Raw genomic sequence first — 18363 nt, forward strand, 5'->3', positions numbered from 1 at the left:
TCTGACATTTATATCAGTTTGGGGCGTCTTGCATCCGGGCGGAACGCGATTCCGAGGTTGTCCTACCCGGAAAAATCGGAAACAAGAGGGCGCAAACGACCGAGGACCGTCTCAAGGGCTGAGATCAGATGAGCACCGAAGAACTTCCCCCGCGCGAATCCATGGAATTCGACGTCGTCATCGTCGGCGCCGGCCCCTCGGGTCTGTCGGCCGCGATCCGGCTGAAGCAGCTCAACGCCGATCTCAACGTCGTCGTGGTGGAGAAAGGCTCCGAGGTCGGCGCGCATATTCTCTCGGGCGCCGTGATCGACCCGGCCGGGCTCGACAAGCTCATCCCGGACTGGCGGGAGGATGCCGACTGCCCGCTGAAGACGCAGGTCAAGGACGACCGCTTCTACTGGATGACCGGCGGCGGCGCGATCAAGCTGCCGAATTTTATGATGCCGCCGCTGATGGACAATCATCACTGTTACATCGGCTCGCTCGGCAATGTCTGCCGCTGGCTGGCGCGCAGGGCCGAGGCGCTCGGCGTCGAGATCTATCCGGGCTTCGCCGCGGCCGAAGTGCTTTATGACGAGGACGGCAAGGTCAAGGGCGTCGCCACCGGCGACATGGGCATCGGCCGCGACGGCAAGCCGAAGGACTCCTTTACCCGCGGCATGGAATTGCTCGGCAAGTACACGCTGTTTGCCGAAGGCGCCCGAGGCAGCCTGACCAAGCAGCTCATCAACAAATTCGCACTCGACGCCAAGGCCGAGCCGCCAAAATTCGGCATCGGCCTCAAGGAGGTTTGGCAGATCGATCCCGCCAAGCACCAGAAGGGCCTGATCCAGCATTCGTTCGGCTGGCCGCTCGACATGAAGACCGGCGGCGGCTCGTTCCTCTATCATTATGACGACAATCTCGTCGCCGTCGGCTTCGTCGTCCATCTCAACTACGACGATCCCTATTTGTCCCCGTTCGACGAATTCCAGCGCTTCAAGACCCATCCCTCGATCCGCGGCACCTTCGAAGGCGCCAAGCGGCTCGCTTATGGCGCGCGCGCCATCACCGAAGGCGGCTATCAGTCGGTGCCGAAGCTGAGCTTCCCCGGCGGCGCGCTGATCGGTTGCGCCGCGGGCTTCGTCAACGTGCCGCGCATCAAGGGCGTGCACAATGCGATGGGCACCGGCATGCTCGCTGCCGAGCACGTCGCAGCCGCGCTTGCCGCCGATCGCGCCAATGACGAACTCGTCGAATACGAGAATGCCTGGCGCAGGTCGTCGGTCGGCAAGGATTTGTTCCTGGTCCGCAACGTCAAGCCGCTGTGGTCGAAGTTCGGCACCGTGCTCGGCGTCGCGCTCGGCGGCTTCGACATGTGGTGCAACACGCTGTTCGGCGCTTCGCTGTTCGGCACCCAGTCGCATCTCAAGCATGACCGCGCCACACTCGATCCTGCCAAGAGCCACGCGCCCAGGAATTACCCGAAGCCCGATGGCAAGCTCACGTTCGACAAGCTGTCCTCGGTGTTTTTGTCCAACACCAATCACGAGGAGGACCAGCCGATCCATCTGAAGGTGGCGGACATGACCCTCCAGAAGACCTCCGAGCACGACGTCTTCGCCGGTCCCTCGAATCGCTACTGCCCGGCCGGCGTCTATGAATGGATCGAGGAGGGCTCCGGCCCGCGCTTCCAGATCAACGCCCAGAACTGCGTCCACTGCAAAACCTGCGACGTGAAGGATCCCAACGGCAACATCACCTGGGTTCCCCCCGAGGGCGGCGGCGGCCCGAACTACGAGGCGATGTAAGGGCGGGGCCGCACTGGCGATCTGGCGCACGTTCGCGTGAGAACCGAGCCGCGGCGACCCGCCGCGGCCACGATAAGGCCATAGTAGCGGCGTCTTGGGGCGCGGATGGCCGGTTTGTGGCGTGCGGAGGGGATCGCCCGGTCCGAATCCTTGCGGTGAACCGCCAAAAGCGGCATTGTCGGCCTGACGGTTCCGGGTCCCGATGCCACCGGCCGCGTTCGCATGCGATACGGCCTTCTGCTGCAAACCCAGGCACTACCAACTCAAGGCGAGCCCTGATGTTTTCAAATCGTTTCAACCGCTGGACTGCTGCCGCCATCGTTCTTATGGGCACCGCGATCACGACGGTCCCCGGCGCGGTCCTGGCGCAGACGCCGGATCATCCGGAAAACACGGCGGCGCAGTTTCCGACCCGAAACGATCTGAAATCGCTGACCGGTGCCGGCAGCTATCTCGCCGCGCGCCACGCCAGCGTTGAGCGTGACGCGGCGTCCGCCGCCGCATTCTACCGTTCGGCGCTCCGCACCGATCCGAAGAACAACGAGCTGCTCGACCGTGCCTTCATCTCCTCGGTCGCGGACGGCGACATCGACGAGGCGGTCAAGCTCGCCGAGCGCATCCTCACTATCGACAAGACCAACCGCGTCGCACGTCTCGTCGTCGGCGTGCATGATCTCAAGCTGAAGAAGTACGCGGCCGCGCAGACCAACATCAACCAGTCGATCCGCGGTCCGATTACCGATCTCGTCGCCACGCTGCTGTCGGGTTGGGCCGCCTATGGTGCGGGCGATGCCAAGGGTGGTGTCGCCACCATCGACAAGCTGGCAGGTCCGGAATGGTATCCGCTGTTCAAGGACCTTCATGCCGGCATGATCCTGGAGCTCTCCGGCAAGGAGAAGGACGCCGGCACCCGCTTCGAGCGTGCCTACAAGCTCGACGATTCCATGCTGCGCGTGACCGAGGCCTATGCGCGCTGGCTGTCGCGCAACAAGGATTCCGCCGCCGCGACCACGGTCTACCAGGCCTTCGACAAGAAGCTCGCGCGCCATCCGCTGATCCAGGAAGGTCTGCGCGAGACCAAGGCCGGCAAGAAGATGCCGCCGCTCGTCGACTCCGCGCAGGCCGGCGCCGCGGAAGCGCTCTATGGCATCGGCGCCACGCTGACCCGCCGCGGCGGCGAGGATCTGGCGCTGGTCTATCTCCAGCTCTCGCTCTACCTGCAGCCGAGCCATCCGCTGGCGCTGCTCTCGCTCGCCGATCTCTACGAATCGGTGAAGCGGCCGCAGATGGCGATCAAGGTCTATGAGCGCGTGCCCGCGACCTCGCCGCTCAAGCGCAATGCGCAGATTCAGCTCGCCATCGATCTCGACGCCGCCGACCGCACCGACGAGGCGATCAAGATCCTCAAAGGCGTTACCACAGAGGATCCCAAGGACCTTGAAGCCATCATGGCGCTCGGCAACATCGAGCGCGGCCGCAAGAAGTTTGGCGACTGTGGCGCGACCTATTCGCAAGGCATCGACGTGCTGCCGGCCGGCAACGACAAGGCCAACAGCGTCTGGTACTATTATCGCGGCATCTGCGAGGAGCGCTCCAAGCAGTGGGCCAAGGCCGAAGCCGACATGAAGAAGGCGCTCGAGCTGCAGCCCGACCAGCCGCATGTCCTCAACTATCTCGGTTATTCCTGGATCGACCAGGGCATCAACCTCGACGAGGGCATGAAGATGATCAAGCGCGCCGTCGAGCAGCGTCCCGACGACGGCTACATCGTTGATTCCCTCGGCTGGGCCTATTACCGCATCGGCAATTATGAGGAGGCGGTGAAGAACCTCGAACGCGCGATCGATCTCAAGCCCGAGGATCCCACCATCAACGACCATCTCGGCGACGCCTATTGGCGCGTCGGCCGCACGCTGGAAGCCAAATTCCAGTGGTCGCATGCGCGCGATCTCAAGCCCGAGCCGGAAGAGCTGCCGAAGATCGAGGCCAAGATCGCCAACGGTTTGACCGACGACAATTCCAACTCTTCCGCGGCGCAGGCCGAGAAGAAGAAGGACGACGGCAAGGGCGGTTGAGCTGGGTGTAGTTGGGGGCTGTCGCCGATGCCGGCGTTGATTGAAGAGGGGCGGGCGAAGGTCAATTTGAGCCTTCGCGTCGTCGGCCGTCGTGCCGATGGTTATCATGATCTCGAGAGCGTGGTCGCGTTCGCCGATTGCGCTGACCGGCTCACGCTGGAGCCGGGCGGCGAGCTGAAGCTCACCACCACCGGGCCGCTGGCTGCGGCTTGCGGCGACACCGCTGACAATCTCGTGTTCAAGGCCGCCAAGCTTCTGGCCGAGGCCGTGCCGGGCCTGAAGCTCGGCGCCTTCTCGCTCGACAAGGTGCTTCCGGTTGCCGCCGGCATCGGCGGCGGCTCGGCGGATGCCGCAGCGGCGCTGCGTCTCCTGGCGCGTCTCAACGATCTGTCGCTCGATGATCCCCGCGTTCAGAAAGTCGCGCTCGCGACCGGCGCCGACGTGCCGGTGTGCCTCCTCTCGCGCGCCTGCGACATGACCGGCGTCGGCGAGCAGCTGCTGCCGCTCGCGCTGCCAAGCATGCCCTGCGTCATGGTCAATCCGCGCGTGCCGGTTGCCACCAAGGACGTGTTCCAGGCGCTAGGTCTGCGCAACGGCGAGCTTCTGGTTGGCGCCACCTCGGTCCTCGAAGCGCCGGCGTGGCCGGAGGAGGGGGCCTCGATCGCCGATTGGGTCGAGATTCTCGAAACGGTCGCCAACGACCTCGAGGCGCCTGCGATGCGCATCGAGCCTGTCATCGGCGAGGTGCTGGAAGCCTTGCGTACCTCCGCCGGCGTCAAGCTCGCCCGGATGTCCGGCTCCGGCGCGACGTGCTTTGCGATCTATGGCGCACCGGCCGAGGCCCATGCCGCCGCCGAGAAGATCCGTCGCGATCACCCCGGCTGGTGGGTGCATGCGGGGACGTTGAGCTAGGTCTGATCGTCATTGCGAGCGCAGCGAAGCAATCCAGAATCCCTCCGCGGTGACAGTCTGGATTGCTCACATGGGGATTTGATGTGTCAAGATTTATGGTCAGCTCTTTGTTCGATTGCAGGCCAGCTCTTCGTCCCGACCGCGGAACTTTTCGGATGGCGCGCGCAGATCAGGTCAAGACCGGCCCGTGAGGGCCGCCGCGAAGCGGCTTGGTCTTGACCTGAGCGAGCACGCCTTCAGGCTCGTTGGGTCGGGAAGTGCGGCGTGAACTACTCCTATGGTTGGCGATCCAAGGGTCGAGCCGGTTTTGGCAATCTGGTTTGCATGCCAGATCAAACTCACATTCGGTCGTTGCGCGGTGGCGACTGCACCAACATTCCGCTTGCGGCGGGCAGGCTCGAGAGGACGAGACCCTTCTTCGTTACGGCGTTTGAAGCCATGCAATCCATCGGTTCGTCCACCCGGATCGGCCGAGGCTGATCAACCTCGGCGGATTGGTTTTGAGGCTGAGAGGCGTGGTGTCAGGCGCCGGGCTTCACCACGGCTCCCTCGATCACGACGCCGGCGGTCACGTATTTCCACAGGGCCACGAGCAGCTTGCGCGCCAGCGCGACGATTGTGCGCTTGCGGCCGCGCTGGCTGTTGGCCTTGAACCACTGGGTCAGAGCCGATTGAGGCTGGTGACGTATCCACAACCAGGCGAGCTGGATCATCGTGGTTCTCAGGCGCGGATTGCCGGCCTTCGACACGCCCTGCTCACGCTCAATGCCGCCACTGCGCGGCGTGGCCGCAAGACCGGCATAGGACGCAACCTGGCGGCGGTTGGTGAACTGACGGTGGAAGGCCTCCGACCAGAGAATGGCAGCAAAGTTCGGGCCCAGGCCCTTCAAGTCGAGCAGCATCGCGACCGGGTTCGATGCAGCCTTCTCGCCTGCTGGTCGGCTTGCAGCCAGCAATGCATCCTGCTCGCGCTCTACCGCCGCGATCTGGTCGAGCAGAAGTTCGAGCCGGTCGAGCTCGCGGCTGATCTGCGCCTTCAAATGCGCCGGCAGCAGCCGCCCGTCCCCGTGCGCAAGGCCTCGAGCCGCGTCCGTCGATCGCGCCGCAGCGGCACGTAGTCGAATATCCCTTGCGCAAACAGAACACCCTTGATCCGGTTCACATGCACGATCCGCTCCGCGATCAAGGTCCGCCGCTCTCGGCAAAGCCTGCGGCGGTCCTCTTCTTCCGGAGAGGGGGCAACGACCATCGCGCAGACCCGTGGCTCGCCGCGCTTGTAGGCCAGAAGCGACCGCAACAGCGTCTCGCCGTCCAACCGGTCCGTCTTGGCCCGCCGGCGCCGGCGCGGCGTCGCGATCGAGGCCGGATCGACCACGTAGCTCTCGACGCCCTCCGACTGCAGAGTGCGGTGAAGCCAGAACCCATCCAGCCCCGCCTCCTGGATGGTGATGATCGGATAACTCTCGCCCGTTCGCGCCTGGGCCTTACGCTTCAGCGCTGCAAAGAGCTTCAAAAGCTCCGCAATAGCGCCGGCCTTCACGCTGTGTTTGGACATCTTCTCGCCCTTGCCGGGCGACAGCGATGTAACCAGCCAGGTCGAACGGCTCAGTTCCAATGACACAAAAATTGCGCCAATCTGCGTCCGGATAGCGGCCAGTCCGTCGGAAAGATGATCGAGCAACATCGTTGTCTCCAGGTTGAGTGCTTCAGCAACCTCAGTCTGGCCTCAGACCCGGTCGCTATCCACTCCCCATGGAATCTTCGCTGCGCTCGCAATGACGTGGATGTAGTTGAGCTAACTTGGGCCGTCCCCGTCGAGCCCGAGAAACTGCCGGATCTCGCCCAACACCTCCTGCGGCTTGTCATGCTGCAGCCAGTGTCCCGCTCCGGCGATGGTCTCGATGCGCGCGTTCTGGAAATACCGCTCCAGGCCCGCGGCCCTGCCGCCGGCCAGAAAGCTTTCGCCGGCATTGAGCAGCAGGGTCGGGCAGGCGATGCGCGACCACAGCGCGACGTGATCGTCGGGCCAGAGCCGGTGCGGTGCGCTGGCGCGTTGGTAAGGATCAAACTTCCAGCTATAGGTGCCGTCCTCGTTCCGTCGCGCGCCGTGCGTGGCGAGATGCAGCGCGAGGTCGCGGGCGAGGCGCTTGTTGTGAAGCACCATCTGCGCGGCCGCGTCCTCAAGGGTCGCATAGCGGCGCGGCGTGCGGTCGTGCAGCTTGTCGAGCTGGGCCACCCATTTGCCGATGCGCTCATGCACCGGCGGCTTTGGTGCATCCGGCAACATGGTCACGCCGTCGAGGACGACCAGCTTCGTGACCTGCTCGGGGAATGAGCCCGAGAAGATCAGGCTCACCATGCCGCCCATCGAATGGCCGATGAGAGCGACTTGAGGCGCTGCAATGGTGCGGACGAGCTGGGTAAGATCGTAGACATATTCGGTCAGCGCGTAGCTGCCGCCTCGGGTCCAATCGGAATCGCCGTGACCGCGCAGGTCGGGCGCGAGCACGTGAAAATGCGGCTGCAACGATCGGGCGATGTGATCCCAGCTCCGGCAATGATCGCGGCCGCCATGGACCAGGATGAGTGGCGGCGCACCTTCGTTGCCCCAGTCGGCGTAATGCAGCCGCAGGCCGTGCGCTTCATAGAAGCGGTCTTGCGGGGCGCTATCCATTTGCCGGCCGCCGCGCCAGCGCGAGCGAGAGGCCGAGGCCCGCGATGAAGACGCCGGAGCCCTGCGTGAGACGCCGCATCAGCTGCGGCCGTCCGATCAGCTGCGCGCGTGTCGCGGAGGCCATCAGCACCACGACGACATCGGCGAGCGTGTTCAGTGCCACCGAGATCGCGCCAAGCGCAATGAATTGCAGCGTCGGGTTTGATCCCGCGGGATCGAGGAATTGAGGAATGAAGGCAAGGAAGAACGCCGCCGTCTTCGGGTTCAGCGCCTCGACCAGCACGCCGTCGCGAAACGCGCGTTTGTCGCCGACGGGCTCGCTCTCGAGCGACGGCGAGCGGCTGGCGCTGCGAAACGTCTTGATGCCGAGCCAGACCAGATAGAGCGCGCCGACAAATTTGACCGCGGTGAACAGTTCCGCGCTGGCGAGGATGATCGCGGAGATACCGAGACTGCCGGCCACGACATGGACCATGCCGCCCAGCGCCGTGCCCGCGGTTGAGGCAAAGCCGCTCGCGCGGCCATCCGAAAGTGTTCGCGCCGCGACGTAAAAGATGCCAGGGCCAGGAATTGCCGCAATGAGGAACGCTGCGGCCAGGAACAGCCAGAAATTGGTTTCGGTCATCCTGTTTTCGTAGCTGAGCGAGCGGCGATTGCAAGGCCTCTCGCTTAGCCCATCCGGCGGAAGATCACGCTGGCATTCACCCCGCCGAAGCCGAACCCGTTGGAGATGGCGTGCTGCATCGGCATTGGCCGCGCTGCACCGACGACGATGTCGATACCGTCAGCGCCAGGATCCGGGTTTTCGAGATTGAGCGTCGGCGGCGCGATCTGGTCGCGCAGAGCGAGCACGGTGAAGATCGCTTCCAGCCCGCCGGCGGCGCCGAGCAGATGCCCGGTGGCCGATTTGGTCGCGCTCACCGCAATGCAGCGATTGCGGCCGAACAGCGTGGCGATGGCTCCGAGCTCGCTCTCGTCGCCGGCCGGCGTCGACGTCGCATGCGCGTTGAGGTGCTGCACATCCGCGGGCGCAAGGTTGGCTTGCCCGAGCGCGATCTCCATAGCGCGGCGGGCGCCGTCGCCATCCGCTGGACCCGATGTCATGTGATAGGCGTCCGCCGTCGTGCCGTAGCCGACGATCTCGGCGATCGGCGTCGCACCGCGCGCCAGCGCATGCTCCAGCGCCTCGATCACCAGGATGCCGGCACCCTCGCCCATCGCAAAGCCGTCGCGGTCGCGATCGAACGGACGCGAGGCGCGTGCGGGTTCGTCGTTGAAGCCGCTCGACAGTGCACGTGCCGCCGCAAAGCCGCCGAGGCTGACAATATCGATGCAGGCCTCCGCACCGCCGCAGATCGCGACATCGGCTTCGCCGGCGCGGATCATGCGTGCGGCATCGCCGATCGCCTGCACGCCGGCCGCGCAAGCCGTGACCGGCGTGCCCAGCGCGCCCTTGTAGCCGTATTTGATCGAGACGTGGCCGGCGGCGAGATTGGCGAGGAATGAGGGGATCGTGAACGGTGACAGCCGGCGCGCGCCGCGCTGCTCGGTAGTGCGCACGGCCTCCGCCATCGCGGGAAAGCCGCCGACGCCGGAGGCGATGATCGTCGCAGTGCGTTCCAGCGCGGCTGCGTCCTGCGGCGTCCATTTGGCTTGCGCGACCGCTTCTGCCGTGGCGAGCAGCGCGAACAGAATGAAGCGGTCCATCTTGCGCTGGTCTTTGGGCGCCGCGGCCTGCGCCGGATCGAAGCCGCCTTCGGCATCATCGGCCTTGTCGGGCACGAGCCCGGCAATGTGCGCCGGCAGCGCCTGCGCCCATTCGGGCAGCGGCCGCAGCCCGCTTTGCCCGGCGAGCAGCCGCCGCCACGACAATTCGACACCGCAGCCGAGCGGCGACACCGCGCCCATTCCCGTCACGACGATACGACGCATGTCAGTCTCCAGCCGGCGCGACGGCCGGGTTCATGGCCTTGAGTGAAGCGAGGTGCTTGCGCATGCCGCGGCTGGCGCGTGGCCCGGGAATGGCAATGGTACTGGCGAGCGTGATCGGCTGCATGTCGGCAGCGTCGACCACGACTGGATCGAACGGGCGTGCGCTGTTCCGGTTCGCCAGCAGGATGGATTCGCCTTTGGGCGCAAGATGCTTGTTGCCCCAGGCGAGCAGCGCCACGATCACGGGGAAGAAATCCCGCGCCTTGTCCGTCAGCACATATTCGTAGCGTGGCGGCCGCTCTTGATAGCGGCGGCGGACGAACATGCCGCTCTCGGTGAGATGGGCGAGCCGCCGCGACAGGATGTTCGGTGCAATGCCGAGGTTTTGCGAGAACTCGTCGAACTTCGTCGCCCCCTGAAATGCATCGCGTAGGATCAAGATGCTCCACCATTCGCCGACCGTCTCCACGGCGCGGCCGACGGGGCATTCGAGGATCGAGGGGGATTTTGGCTGCATGGCGGGAAGGTAGGTGAGTTACTTGCAAATTGCAAGTTACTCAAAATGCAAGATACCATGCGCGCGCCCCGGACGCGGCGCAGCGCTTTCTTCAGCGGTGCGCAGCAGAGCCGGGGCCCATGTTGCTGATGACTGCGGATGTCTCGTGGGTCCCGGCTCAGCGCAGTAACGCCAAGGGCGTTGCAGCGCGTCCGGGAACACGAGAGTGAGTGGTGCCGTCGCATCTTGCGTTGCTGCGCTCGCAACGACTGTGTGGAGACAGCGCGCACCGACCTTGCACCGTCACCCTAAGGCGCGAGACGAGCGACGCGATAGCCGCGCTTGTCGAGCCTCGAAGGGCGGCAGCCCGGCTGCATCGCGGCCGTGCATCCTTCGAGACTCGCGGCGCGATGCCTCGCATCGCGCCGCTCGTGCCTCAGGATGACCGGGCCAAATTGCGGGAGTGCGGAAAGAGCGTCAGTCGCCTAATGCGATCTTGCCAAACAGAACGCCACCACCTGCTCCAGCGCGCTCTTCATCGCCGAGGGCGGGAACAGCGCCAGCGCGTCGACGGCCATGGCCCCGTAGTGCTGGGCGCGGCTCAGCGTGTCCTCGAGCGCGCGGTGCTTGTTCATCAACCCTATGGCGTGATCGAGATCGCTGTCGCCGATCTCGCCGCGTTCCAGCGCCCGGATCCAGAACGCGCGCTCGGTGTCGTTGCCGCGGCGGAAGGCGAGCACGACCGGCAGGGTGATCTTGCCCTCGCGGAAATCGTCGCCAGTGTTCTTGCCGAGCTTTGCGCTCTTGCCGCCGTAGTCGAGCACGTCGTCGACGAGCTGGAAGGCGATGCCGAGATTCATGCCGACCGAGCGGCAGGCGGTCTGCTCCGCCTTCGGGCGGTTGGCGATGACGGGGCCGACCTCGCAGGCGGCTGCGAACAGCTCGGCGGTCTTGCCGCGGATCACGGCGAGATATTCGTCCTCAGTGGTCGCGGTGTTCTTGGCGGCGGCGAGCTGCATCACCTCGCCCTCGGCGATGGTGGCGGCAGCCGCGGAGAGGATGTCGAGCGCGCGCAGCGAGCCCACCTCGACCATCATGCGAAAGGCCTGTCCCAGCAGGAAGTCACCGACCAGCACGCTCGCCTCGTTGCCCCAGAGCATGCGCGCCGAGAGCTTGCCGCGGCGCATCTCGCTCTCATCGACGACGTCGTCGTGGAGGAGGGTGGCGGTATGCATGAACTCGACGGAGGCAGCCAACTTGATATGGCCATCGCCGGTGTAGCCGGCGAGGTTGGCCATGGCGAGTGTCAGCATCGGGCGCAGGCGTTTGCCCCCGGAGGAGATCAGGTGGTTGGCGACTTCGGGGATCATGGTCACGTCCGACCCGGTCCGTGACAGGATCGTGGCGTTGACGCGCTCCATATCGGGGGCGACAAGGGCAACCAGCTCTTCGATCGACGCGCCGGGAGTTTCGAAAGGTACGATGACGGCCACGCCGGTCTCCAATATTTGCCCCGAAAGGGCTATTCTGATGGAAATACAATAGAAACTGGCGGCGGATGCGGCAAGGCCCGCGGAACCATTGACATTTGCCGCTGCCCCCCTTCCAGGCAGGAGATCTGCGTTTTGCGTGAACTGGTTCGGACCAACGATATGGTGCTGGTGTCGGCGATTGGCGCGCTGCTCGACGGTGCCAACATCCATCATCTGGTGCTGGACCAGAACATGAGCATCATCGAGGGCTCGCTCGGCATATTGCCGCGGCGGATCCTGGTTCATGAGGACGACGCCCAGGAGGCTCGGGAGCTCCTCACCGAAGCCGGCCTCAGCCACGAACTGCGCGGCGATGATTAAGGCCGCAGATATTACCGAGGACGCCTTTCTCGGCGGGCAGTTGCGCTTGATGCAGAAGCGATCCGGCCATCGCGCCGGGCATGACGCCATCCTGCTTGCAGCGGCGACTGGTGCCCAGGCTGGGGACCGAGTGGTCGATTTCGGCGCCGGCGTTGGCACGGCGGGGCTCGCGCTTGCTCGGCGCGTAGAGGGGATCAGGCTCAGCCTGGTCGAGATCGATCCGGAACTGGCGGAGCTCGCGCGGGCCAATTCCGCGGCGAACGCGATCGCCGCCGAGACCATCGTGCTCGACGTCACCGGGGATGCGCAGGCGTTTGCAGCAAACGGACTCCTGCCCGACAGTGTCGACGCAGTGCTGATGAACCCGCCCTTCAACGATCCCGCACGCCATCGCGGCTCGCCGGATCAGGCACGTCACACCGCCCATGTGGCGACAGGGGAGACCCTGCACGCGTGGGTGCATGCAGCGCGGCGTATCCTCCGATCGAGCGGTGCGCTGACTCTGATCTGGCGCGCGGACGGAATCGCCGACGTCATGGCAGCGCTGTCACGCGGCTTCGGCAGCCTCGCGATCCTGCCGGTTCATGGCGAAGCGGGAAGGCCCGCGATCCGCCTGCTGGTGCGCGCAGTCAAAGGCGGCCGGGCTCCGACACGGTTGCTCCCGGGCCTCATGCTTAACGAAGAGTCAAACGTACCTAAAAAAGAGGTGAGGGATATTCTGGAAGGGAGGGCGGAGTTGCCGCTGGCGGAGCCGTGACGGCTTATTGCGGAAGCGATTCCGACTGCTGCTCTTGCGGGGACGTGAAGCGAATCGCCGTGAAAAGCGCACCGATCAGCAGCATCAGCAGATAAATCTTCATGGCGTTTCCTCCGCTGCCTATTGCAGCTTCCCAACGGGAAATCTGCAAAACACGTTCCAGGCACTTCCAATGACACTCGCGTGATAAGAAATGGTTAATCAGAGGTGACGGCATGGCCGAACATTTGAACGATCAAGAGAGTTCCGGCCTGGCCGACAAGCTCATGCAATATCTGCCGGCGCGCTTCCGCCCCGGTGCGGCGGTGGTGCCGGTGGTGCGGTTGTCCGGCGTGATTGGTGCGGTGACGCCACTGCGTCCCGGCTTGACACTTGCTGGCATGGCCCGGGTGCTCGAGCGCGCGTTTTCCTATCGGCACGCCAAGGCCGTGGCGTTGGTGATCAATTCGCCTGGCGGCTCGCCGGTGCAGTCGCGCCAGATCTACTTGCGGATCAAGCAGCTGGCGGCGGAGAAGAAGCTGCCGGTGCTCGTGTTCGTCGAAGACGTCGCGGCTTCCGGCGGCTACATGATCGCCTGCGCCGGCGACGAGATCATCTGCGATCCCTCTTCGATCCTCGGCTCGATCGGTGTTGTCGGCGGCAGTTTCGGTTTTCAGGAGGCAATCAAGCGGCTCGGCATCGAGCGGCGTCTCTACACCGCAGGCGAACACAAGGCGATGCTCGACCCGTTCCTCCCGGAAAACCCCGATGACGTCGTTCGATTGAAGGCGATCCAGCGCGAGATCCACCAGATCTTCATCTCGCTGGTCAAGGAGAGCCGCGGCGCGCGGCTGAAGGGAGCGGACGACGCGCTGTTCACGGGCGAATACTGGGCCGGCGAGAGCGCCATCTCGCTGGGGCTCGCCGACGGCATCGGCGATCTCCGCTCAACTCTTCGTGCCCGCTATGGCGAGAAGGTTCTCACGCCCGTGATCGCGCAGCCGACCGGACTGCTTTCCGGCCTCTTGGGGCGAAAAGCGCCCGGCGCGGGGCAGCTTTCGGCCCTGGAATCAATGGCCGGTCTGCCGGACGAGCTGATCTCCGCTGTCGAGACGCGGGCGATTTGGGCGAAATTCGGGTTCTAGCCTGCGCCCCGCCGCGCCATTTGGCCCGAGCTGAGCCAATTGCGGCGCAGGTCCATCTGCGCAACAATGCGTGTGGGGGCTGAGCATTGAATAAGGATCGACCGATGCCGCCGTTCGTCGCATTCGCGGGCGTCCTGGGCGGGCTTGCCGTGGTCCGCTGGGCCTACAAGACCGCCGTCCGGATCAACCAGGAGCTGGAGGAGATGCGCCTGTCGCGCGTTGCCGAGGCCGCCCGTATGGGGGATATCCAGACGCTGAAGCGTGACCCCGTGACCGGAGCTTATCGGCCGGGGTAGCCGGCGCTCTTTTCGCTCACCGTCATTCCGGGGCGGTCCGCAGGACCGAACCCGGAATCTCGAAATTCCGGGTCCGATGCTCCGGGCCGCTCGCGCGGTCCCGTCGCATCGTCCCGGAATGACAGCCATTTCCGCCCCCTTTGCCTTGATTCCCATCCCCGCCGTCGATACGGTCCCGCGCGATTCAAAACCCCCCGCGAGAGCCTGATCTGACGATGGACGCCTCATTGCCCGCCCATATGCGCCCGGAACGCTCGTTCCAGGGCTTCATCCTCGCGCTCCAGCGGTTCTGGGCCGAGCAGGGCTGCGTGATCCTGCAGCCCTACGACATGGAAATGGGTGCGGGCACCTTCCATCCGGCGACCACGCTGCGCGCGCTCGGGCCAAAACCCTGGAACGCAGCCTATGTGCAGCCCTCGCGCCGGCCCAAGGACGGCCGCTATGGCGAGAATCCCAACCGGATGCAGCACTATTACCAGTTCCAGGTGATCATGAAACCGTCGCCGCCGAACCTTCAGGTGCTGTACCTGAAGTCGCTCGCGGCGATCGGCATCGATTCCGCCGTGCACGACATCCGCTTTGTCGAGGACGATTGGGAGAGCCCGACGCTGGGCGCCTGGGGTTTGGGGTGGGAGTGCTGGTGCGACGGCATGGAGGTCTCCCAGTTCACCTATTTCCAGCAGGTTGCGGGCTTCGAATGCGCGCCTGTTGCGGGCGAGCTCACCTACGGCCTCGAGCGCCTCGCGATGTATGTGCAGGGCGTCGACCGCGTCTACGATCTCAATTTTAATGGCCGCGACGGTGATCAGAAGGTGACTTATGGCGACGTGTTCCTGCAAGCCGAGCAGGAATATTCCCGGCACAACTTTGAATACGCCGACACCGCGATGCTGTTCGAGCAATTCAAGATGGCGGAAGCGGCCTGCAGAAAGTACCTCGACGCCGGCTGGCGCGAAGGCGGCAACAGCAAGCAGCATCTGATGGCACTGCCGGCCTATGACCAGTGCATCAAGGCGAGCCACGTCTTCAACCTGCTCGATGCACGCGGCGTGATCTCCGTGACCGAGCGGCAGAGCTACATTCTGCGCGTGCGTGAGCTGGCCAAGGCTTGCGGCGAGGCCTGGATCCATACTGAAGCGGGCGGAGCGGCCTGATGCCCGATCTTTTGCTTGAACTCTTCTCGGAAGAAATCCCCGCGCGCATGCAGGCCAAGGCGGCCGACGATCTGCGCCGCATGGTTACCGACAAGCTCGTCGCCGAAGGCCTCGTCTATGAGGGCGCAAAAGCGTTCGCGACGCCGCGCCGCCTTGCGCTCACCGTGCACGGCATTCCTGCGCGCCAGCCCGACCTCAAGACCGAGCGCCGCGGACCGAAGGTCGGCGCGCCCGATGCGGCTGTGCAGGGCTTTCTGCAAGCGACAGGTCTGAAATCGCTGGACGAGGCCAAGATCCAGCGCGACCCCAAGGGTGATTTCTACATTGGTTTGATTGAAAAGCCCGGCCGCGACGCGATCGACGTGCTGGCGGAAATCCTGCCCGTCATCATCCGCACCTTCCCCTGGCCGAAATCGATGCGCTGGGGCGCGCGCTCCGGCAAGCCCGGCTCGCTGAACTGGGTGCGTCCGCTGCACGCGATCACCGCGACCTTCGGGCTCGAGACCGAAGAGCCCGATGTCGTGAAGTTTGCGGTGGACGGCATCGAGAGCGGCCAGACCACCTACGGCCACCGCTTCCTCGCGCCGGCCCCAATCAACGTGCGCCGCTTCGAGGACTACGAGGCCAAGCTTCTCGCCGCGAAGGTCGTGCTCGACCCTGAGCGTCGCAAGGACGCGATCCTCACCGACGCCAAGCAGCTCGCCTTCGCGCAAGGGCTCGAGCTCGTCGAGGACCAGACCCTGCTCGACGAGGTCGCGGGTCTGGTCGAATGGCCGGTCGTGCTGATGGGCTCGTTCGAACCGGAATTTTTGAAAACTCCCGACGAAGTCATCCGCGCTACAATCCGCAACAACCAGAAATGTTTTGTGGTGCGCGACTCCAAGACGGGCAAGCTTGCCAACAAGTTCATCCTGGTCGCCAATATCGAGGCGACCGACGGCGGCAAGACCATCATCGCGGGCAACGAGCGCGTGATCCGCGCGCGCTTGAGCGATGCGAAGTTCTTCTATGAGACGGACCTCAAGACCAAGCTCGAGGACCGGCTGCCGAAGTTCGAGCAGATCGTGTTTCACGAGAAGCTCGGCACGCAGGCGGAGCGTATCAAGCGCATCGAGCGCCTGGCCGCCGAGATCGCGCCGCTGGTCGGTGCCGATGTCGCCAAGGCGATGCGGGCCGCGCATCTGGCGAAGACGGATTTGCTGACGGAAGTGGTCGGCGAATTCCCGGAAGTGCAGGGCCTGATGGGCAAGTACTACGCGCTCGCCCAGGGCGAGGATACGTCCGTCGCCGCGGCCTGCGAGGAGCACTACAAGCCGCAAGGCCCCGCCGATCGCGTGCCGACTGATCCCGTGAGCGTCGCGGTCGCCCTGGCAGATAAGATCGATACATTAATCGGGTTCTGGGCTATCGATGAGAAGCCGACCGGAAGCAAGGACCCCTATGCGCTGCGGCGTGCGGCGTTGGGAATGATTCGAATATTGATCTCAAACAACATTCGTTTGCATTTATGGAACGTCTTCTCCCATGCGACGACGATCTACCGCGATAGCGGCAATGTAGCGGTGACTGAGGGTATCAATAGTTGGATTGGAGAGAGCGATACCACGCGCGAAAGTGTGCGCGATACGGTGAAACGCGTTGTGAAGGGGCTTGGTGCCTCTGGCCTCCAAGAGTTCTTCGCCGATCGCCTCAAAGTCCAGCTCCGCGAGCAAGGCGCGCGGCACGATCTCGTCGACGCCGTGTTCGCGCTTGGCGGTCAGGACGACCTGCTGATGATCGTCCGCCGCGTCGAGGCGCTCGGCAAATTCCTCGACAGCGATGACGGCAAGAACCTGCTCGCTGGCACCAAGCGTGCCAGCAATATCCTTGCGATCGAGGAGAAGAAGGACAAGCGCACGTTCGACGGCGCGCCTGATGCTGCGCTCTACAGTCTCCCCGAGGAGAAGGCGCTGGCGAAAGCGATCGACGAGGTGAAGGCAGAAGCCGGCGCCGCCGTCGCCAGGGAAGACTTTGCCGCCGCGATGAGCGCGATGGCAAAACTGCGTCCGCCGGTCGATGCGTTCTTCGACAAAGTCCGCGTCAACGACGATGATCCGAAGGTACGCGAGAACCGCCTGAAGCTCTTGAACGAGATCCGCAGCGCCACGCGTGCAGTGGCGGACTTCTCGAAGATCCAGGATTGAGGCACGTGCCCCGGACGCAGCGCAGCGCTTCTTTAGCGGTGCGCTGCAGAGCCGGGCCCATGCCACAGCGTGCTCGGAGCGTCTGGGTCTCGGGTCTGCGCTTTGCTTGTCCGGGACACGAAACGCAAAAAGCCCCGCCCGGCGGGGGGAGGACCGGGCAGGGCTGATGTCCGATTTAACACTGTTCGCGCCAGCCTGATGTGACGCGCCGGACATCAAATGGAAGGAAGGCGCTTTCAAGCGAAGTGGATACCGGTTCGCGCGAAGAAAACGCCTCCAGACAGAGCGCCTAGTTCAGCACCTCGACGATGCGGCGCGAGCGCGGCTCGACCAGCACCGTCTCGCCATTCACGACGGTGTAGCGATAGGTCGTGGCGCCGAAGCGTTGCGGCACGTCATAATAGGTGATGCCGCTCTCGGGTAGGATGGCGCCGACCGCCACGCGATCCGGAATGCGGAAGGCTGGCACACGTTGTTCGACGACATATTCGCGGAAGGCCGGCCGCTGTTCGACGGCGATCGTCGGGGCGCTGTCGACCACGGCGGGCGCGCGTCCGATGGTGACATCGCTTTGCGCCTGCGCCGCAAGGGGCGAGCCGATCGCGGCCGCGAGTGCTGCAAGAGCAAGAATCCTGTTCCGCATAGACAACTCCTTCGACGTGATTCTGCGGACGCGCCAGTGGCGCGACTGGCTGCCAATGCGTGCCTAAGGCCAATGTTCCGGGAAAGACCTGCCGTATTCGCGGCAATTTCGGGCAGTTTTCGTGGGTATCGGGAACTCGCGGCGCGTCTTGCGCATCTCTACTCCCGGAACATGGACGGCTATGATCCGCGCGCGATTCGCCTCACCTCCACAGAAAGATAGTTCATGCACATCACCGTCGCCCACATTTCGCCGATCCTGTCGTTGATTGCGGGCGTGCTCATCCTGATCATGCCGCGGCTTCTCAACCTCATTGTCGCGATCTTCCTCATCGTCAACGGTGCGATCGGGCTCGGGCTCCTGAAGTGGCTCCGCTTCTAGGCGTTCACTTTTCGGAACTGTCCGACTTGCGCGGGCCCGCCCAAAATGGTGTAAGGCCCGCGATTTCCCATTCCTCTCGCAGGTTGTGTGCAA

At 64.5% G+C, this 18363-nt stretch carries 16 protein-coding genes and 1 pseudogene; 10 read left to right on the forward strand and 7 right to left on the reverse strand.

What is annotated here, in order from left to right:
* Positions 1–128 precede the first annotated feature (128 nt).
* The 3 genes from P6U29_RS10005 (at position 129) to P6U29_RS10015 (ending at position 4777) form a co-directional block, all read left to right on the forward strand.
* The gene (locus P6U29_RS10005; RefSeq protein WP_407117443.1) at positions 129–1790 is read left to right on the forward strand and encodes an electron transfer flavoprotein-ubiquinone oxidoreductase; all 1662 of its coding nucleotides are present in this window, start codon (positions 129–131) and stop codon (positions 1788–1790) included.
* A 278-nt stretch (positions 1791–2068) separates the two neighbouring features.
* Positions 2069–3865, forward strand: coding sequence for a tetratricopeptide repeat protein (locus tag P6U29_RS10010; RefSeq protein ID WP_407117444.1), 1797 nt, complete (start codon positions 2069–2071; stop codon positions 3863–3865).
* Positions 3866–3892: 27 nt separating this feature from the next.
* Entirely contained in the window at positions 3893–4777 is an 885-nt protein-coding gene (locus tag P6U29_RS10015) for a 4-(cytidine 5'-diphospho)-2-C-methyl-D-erythritol kinase (protein ID WP_407117445.1), read from the forward strand.
* Positions 4778–5298: 521 nt separating this feature from the next.
* Here P6U29_RS10015 and P6U29_RS10020 read toward each other — a convergent pair.
* The 6 genes and pseudogenes from P6U29_RS10020 to P6U29_RS10045 all read right to left on the reverse strand — a co-directional run bounded on the left by P6U29_RS10020 (position 5299) and on the right by P6U29_RS10045 (position 11372).
* A pseudogene (locus P6U29_RS10020) lies at positions 5299–6461 on the reverse strand (IS110 family transposase).
* A gap of 111 nt (positions 6462–6572) precedes the next feature.
* A complete protein-coding gene (locus P6U29_RS10025) occupies positions 6573–7451 on the reverse strand; it encodes an alpha/beta fold hydrolase (protein ID WP_407117446.1) in 879 nt (292 codons plus the stop codon).
* The gene (locus P6U29_RS10030; protein WP_407117447.1) at positions 7444–8076 is read right to left on the reverse strand and encodes a LysE family translocator; all 633 of its coding nucleotides are present in this window, start codon (positions 8074–8076) and stop codon (positions 7444–7446) included. Before P6U29_RS10030 ends, P6U29_RS10025 begins: the two co-directional genes overlap by 8 nt.
* A 44-nt stretch (positions 8077–8120) precedes the next feature.
* Complete coding sequence (fabF, locus tag P6U29_RS10035; protein ID WP_407117448.1) at positions 8121–9383, reverse strand: beta-ketoacyl-ACP synthase II; 1263 nt, start codon at positions 9381–9383, stop codon at positions 8121–8123.
* A 1-nt stretch (position 9384) separates the two neighbouring features.
* On the reverse strand, positions 9385–9900 hold the full coding sequence (locus P6U29_RS10040; protein ID WP_407117449.1) for a winged helix-turn-helix transcriptional regulator: 516 nt from the start codon (positions 9898–9900) through the stop codon (positions 9385–9387).
* Positions 9901–10364: 464 nt separating this feature from the next.
* Complete coding sequence (locus P6U29_RS10045) at positions 10365–11372, reverse strand: polyprenyl synthetase family protein (protein ID WP_407117450.1); 1008 nt, start codon at positions 11370–11372, stop codon at positions 10365–10367.
* Between the two features lie 132 nt (positions 11373–11504).
* On the opposite strand from P6U29_RS10045, the gene P6U29_RS10050 reads away from it, so the two are divergent.
* The 6 genes from P6U29_RS10050 (at position 11505) to glyS (ending at position 17246) form a co-directional block, all read left to right on the forward strand.
* Positions 11505–11732: a DUF2007 domain-containing protein gene (locus P6U29_RS10050; RefSeq protein ID WP_014497336.1), complete on the forward strand. Its 228-nt coding sequence runs from the start codon at positions 11505–11507 to the stop codon at positions 11730–11732.
* Positions 11725–12489 (forward strand): tRNA1(Val) (adenine(37)-N6)-methyltransferase, encoded by a 765-nt coding sequence (locus P6U29_RS10055; protein ID WP_407117451.1) that lies wholly within the window; start codon positions 11725–11727, stop codon positions 12487–12489. The genes P6U29_RS10050 and P6U29_RS10055 overlap by 8 nt, the downstream gene beginning before the upstream one ends.
* A gap of 215 nt (positions 12490–12704) precedes the next feature.
* On the forward strand, positions 12705–13613 hold the full coding sequence (locus P6U29_RS10060) for a S49 family peptidase (protein ID WP_407117452.1): 909 nt from the start codon (positions 12705–12707) through the stop codon (positions 13611–13613).
* 104 nt (positions 13614–13717) lie between these two features.
* On the forward strand, positions 13718–13909 hold the full coding sequence (locus P6U29_RS10065) for a hypothetical protein (protein ID WP_028178670.1): 192 nt from the start codon (positions 13718–13720) through the stop codon (positions 13907–13909).
* A 215-nt stretch (positions 13910–14124) separates the two neighbouring features.
* Entirely contained in the window at positions 14125–15063 is a 939-nt protein-coding gene (locus P6U29_RS10070) for a glycine--tRNA ligase subunit alpha (protein ID WP_407117453.1), read from the forward strand.
* Positions 15063–17246, forward strand: coding sequence for a glycine--tRNA ligase subunit beta (glyS, locus tag P6U29_RS10075; RefSeq protein WP_407117454.1), 2184 nt, complete (start codon positions 15063–15065; stop codon positions 17244–17246). The genes P6U29_RS10070 and glyS overlap by 1 nt, the downstream gene beginning before the upstream one ends.
* A 289-nt stretch (positions 17247–17535) precedes the next feature.
* Here glyS and P6U29_RS10080 read toward each other — a convergent pair whose 3' ends face one another.
* On the reverse strand, positions 17536–17889 hold the full coding sequence (locus P6U29_RS10080) for a DUF1236 domain-containing protein (RefSeq protein WP_407117455.1): 354 nt from the start codon (positions 17887–17889) through the stop codon (positions 17536–17538).
* Positions 17890–18114: 225 nt separating this feature from the next.
* On the opposite strand from P6U29_RS10080, the gene P6U29_RS10085 reads away from it, so the two are divergent.
* The gene (locus tag P6U29_RS10085) at positions 18115–18270 is read left to right on the forward strand and encodes a DUF3096 domain-containing protein (protein WP_008562090.1); all 156 of its coding nucleotides are present in this window, start codon (positions 18115–18117) and stop codon (positions 18268–18270) included.
* Positions 18271–18363 lie beyond the last annotated feature (93 nt).

The sequence above is a fragment of the Bradyrhizobium sp. LMG 9283 genome (assembly GCF_045571415.1).
Taxonomy (GTDB): domain Bacteria; phylum Pseudomonadota; class Alphaproteobacteria; order Rhizobiales; family Xanthobacteraceae; genus Bradyrhizobium.

What these genes read in the sequence shown, in the direction of transcription:
- P6U29_RS10025 (WP_407117446.1), bottom strand. Translation starts at nt 7,451, where the DNA reads ATGGATAGCGCCCCGCAAGACCGCTTCTATGAAGCGCACGGCCTGCGG.
- P6U29_RS10015 (WP_407117445.1), top strand. Translation starts at nt 3,893, where the DNA reads ATGCCGGCGTTGATTGAAGAGGGGCGGGCGAAGGTCAATTTGAGCCTT.
- glyS (WP_407117454.1), top strand. Translation starts at nt 15,063, where the DNA reads ATGCCCGATCTTTTGCTTGAACTCTTCTCGGAAGAAATCCCCGCGCGC.
- P6U29_RS10080 (WP_407117455.1), bottom strand. Translation starts at nt 17,889, where the DNA reads ATGCGGAACAGGATTCTTGCTCTTGCAGCACTCGCGGCCGCGATCGGC.
- P6U29_RS10040 (WP_407117449.1), bottom strand. Translation starts at nt 9,900, where the DNA reads ATGCAGCCAAAATCCCCCTCGATCCTCGAATGCCCCGTCGGCCGCGCC.
- P6U29_RS10055 (WP_407117451.1), top strand. Translation starts at nt 11,725, where the DNA reads ATGATTAAGGCCGCAGATATTACCGAGGACGCCTTTCTCGGCGGGCAG.
- P6U29_RS10070 (WP_407117453.1), top strand. Translation starts at nt 14,125, where the DNA reads ATGGACGCCTCATTGCCCGCCCATATGCGCCCGGAACGCTCGTTCCAG.
- P6U29_RS10085 (WP_008562090.1), top strand. Translation starts at nt 18,115, where the DNA reads ATGCACATCACCGTCGCCCACATTTCGCCGATCCTGTCGTTGATTGCG.
- P6U29_RS10030 (WP_407117447.1), bottom strand. Translation starts at nt 8,076, where the DNA reads ATGACCGAAACCAATTTCTGGCTGTTCCTGGCCGCAGCGTTCCTCATT.
- P6U29_RS10010 (WP_407117444.1), top strand. Translation starts at nt 2,069, where the DNA reads ATGTTTTCAAATCGTTTCAACCGCTGGACTGCTGCCGCCATCGTTCTT.
- P6U29_RS10065 (WP_028178670.1), top strand. Translation starts at nt 13,718, where the DNA reads ATGCCGCCGTTCGTCGCATTCGCGGGCGTCCTGGGCGGGCTTGCCGTG.
- P6U29_RS10005 (WP_407117443.1), top strand. Translation starts at nt 129, where the DNA reads ATGAGCACCGAAGAACTTCCCCCGCGCGAATCCATGGAATTCGACGTC.
- P6U29_RS10060 (WP_407117452.1), top strand. Translation starts at nt 12,705, where the DNA reads ATGGCCGAACATTTGAACGATCAAGAGAGTTCCGGCCTGGCCGACAAG.
- fabF (WP_407117448.1), bottom strand. Translation starts at nt 9,383, where the DNA reads ATGCGTCGTATCGTCGTGACGGGAATGGGCGCGGTGTCGCCGCTCGGC.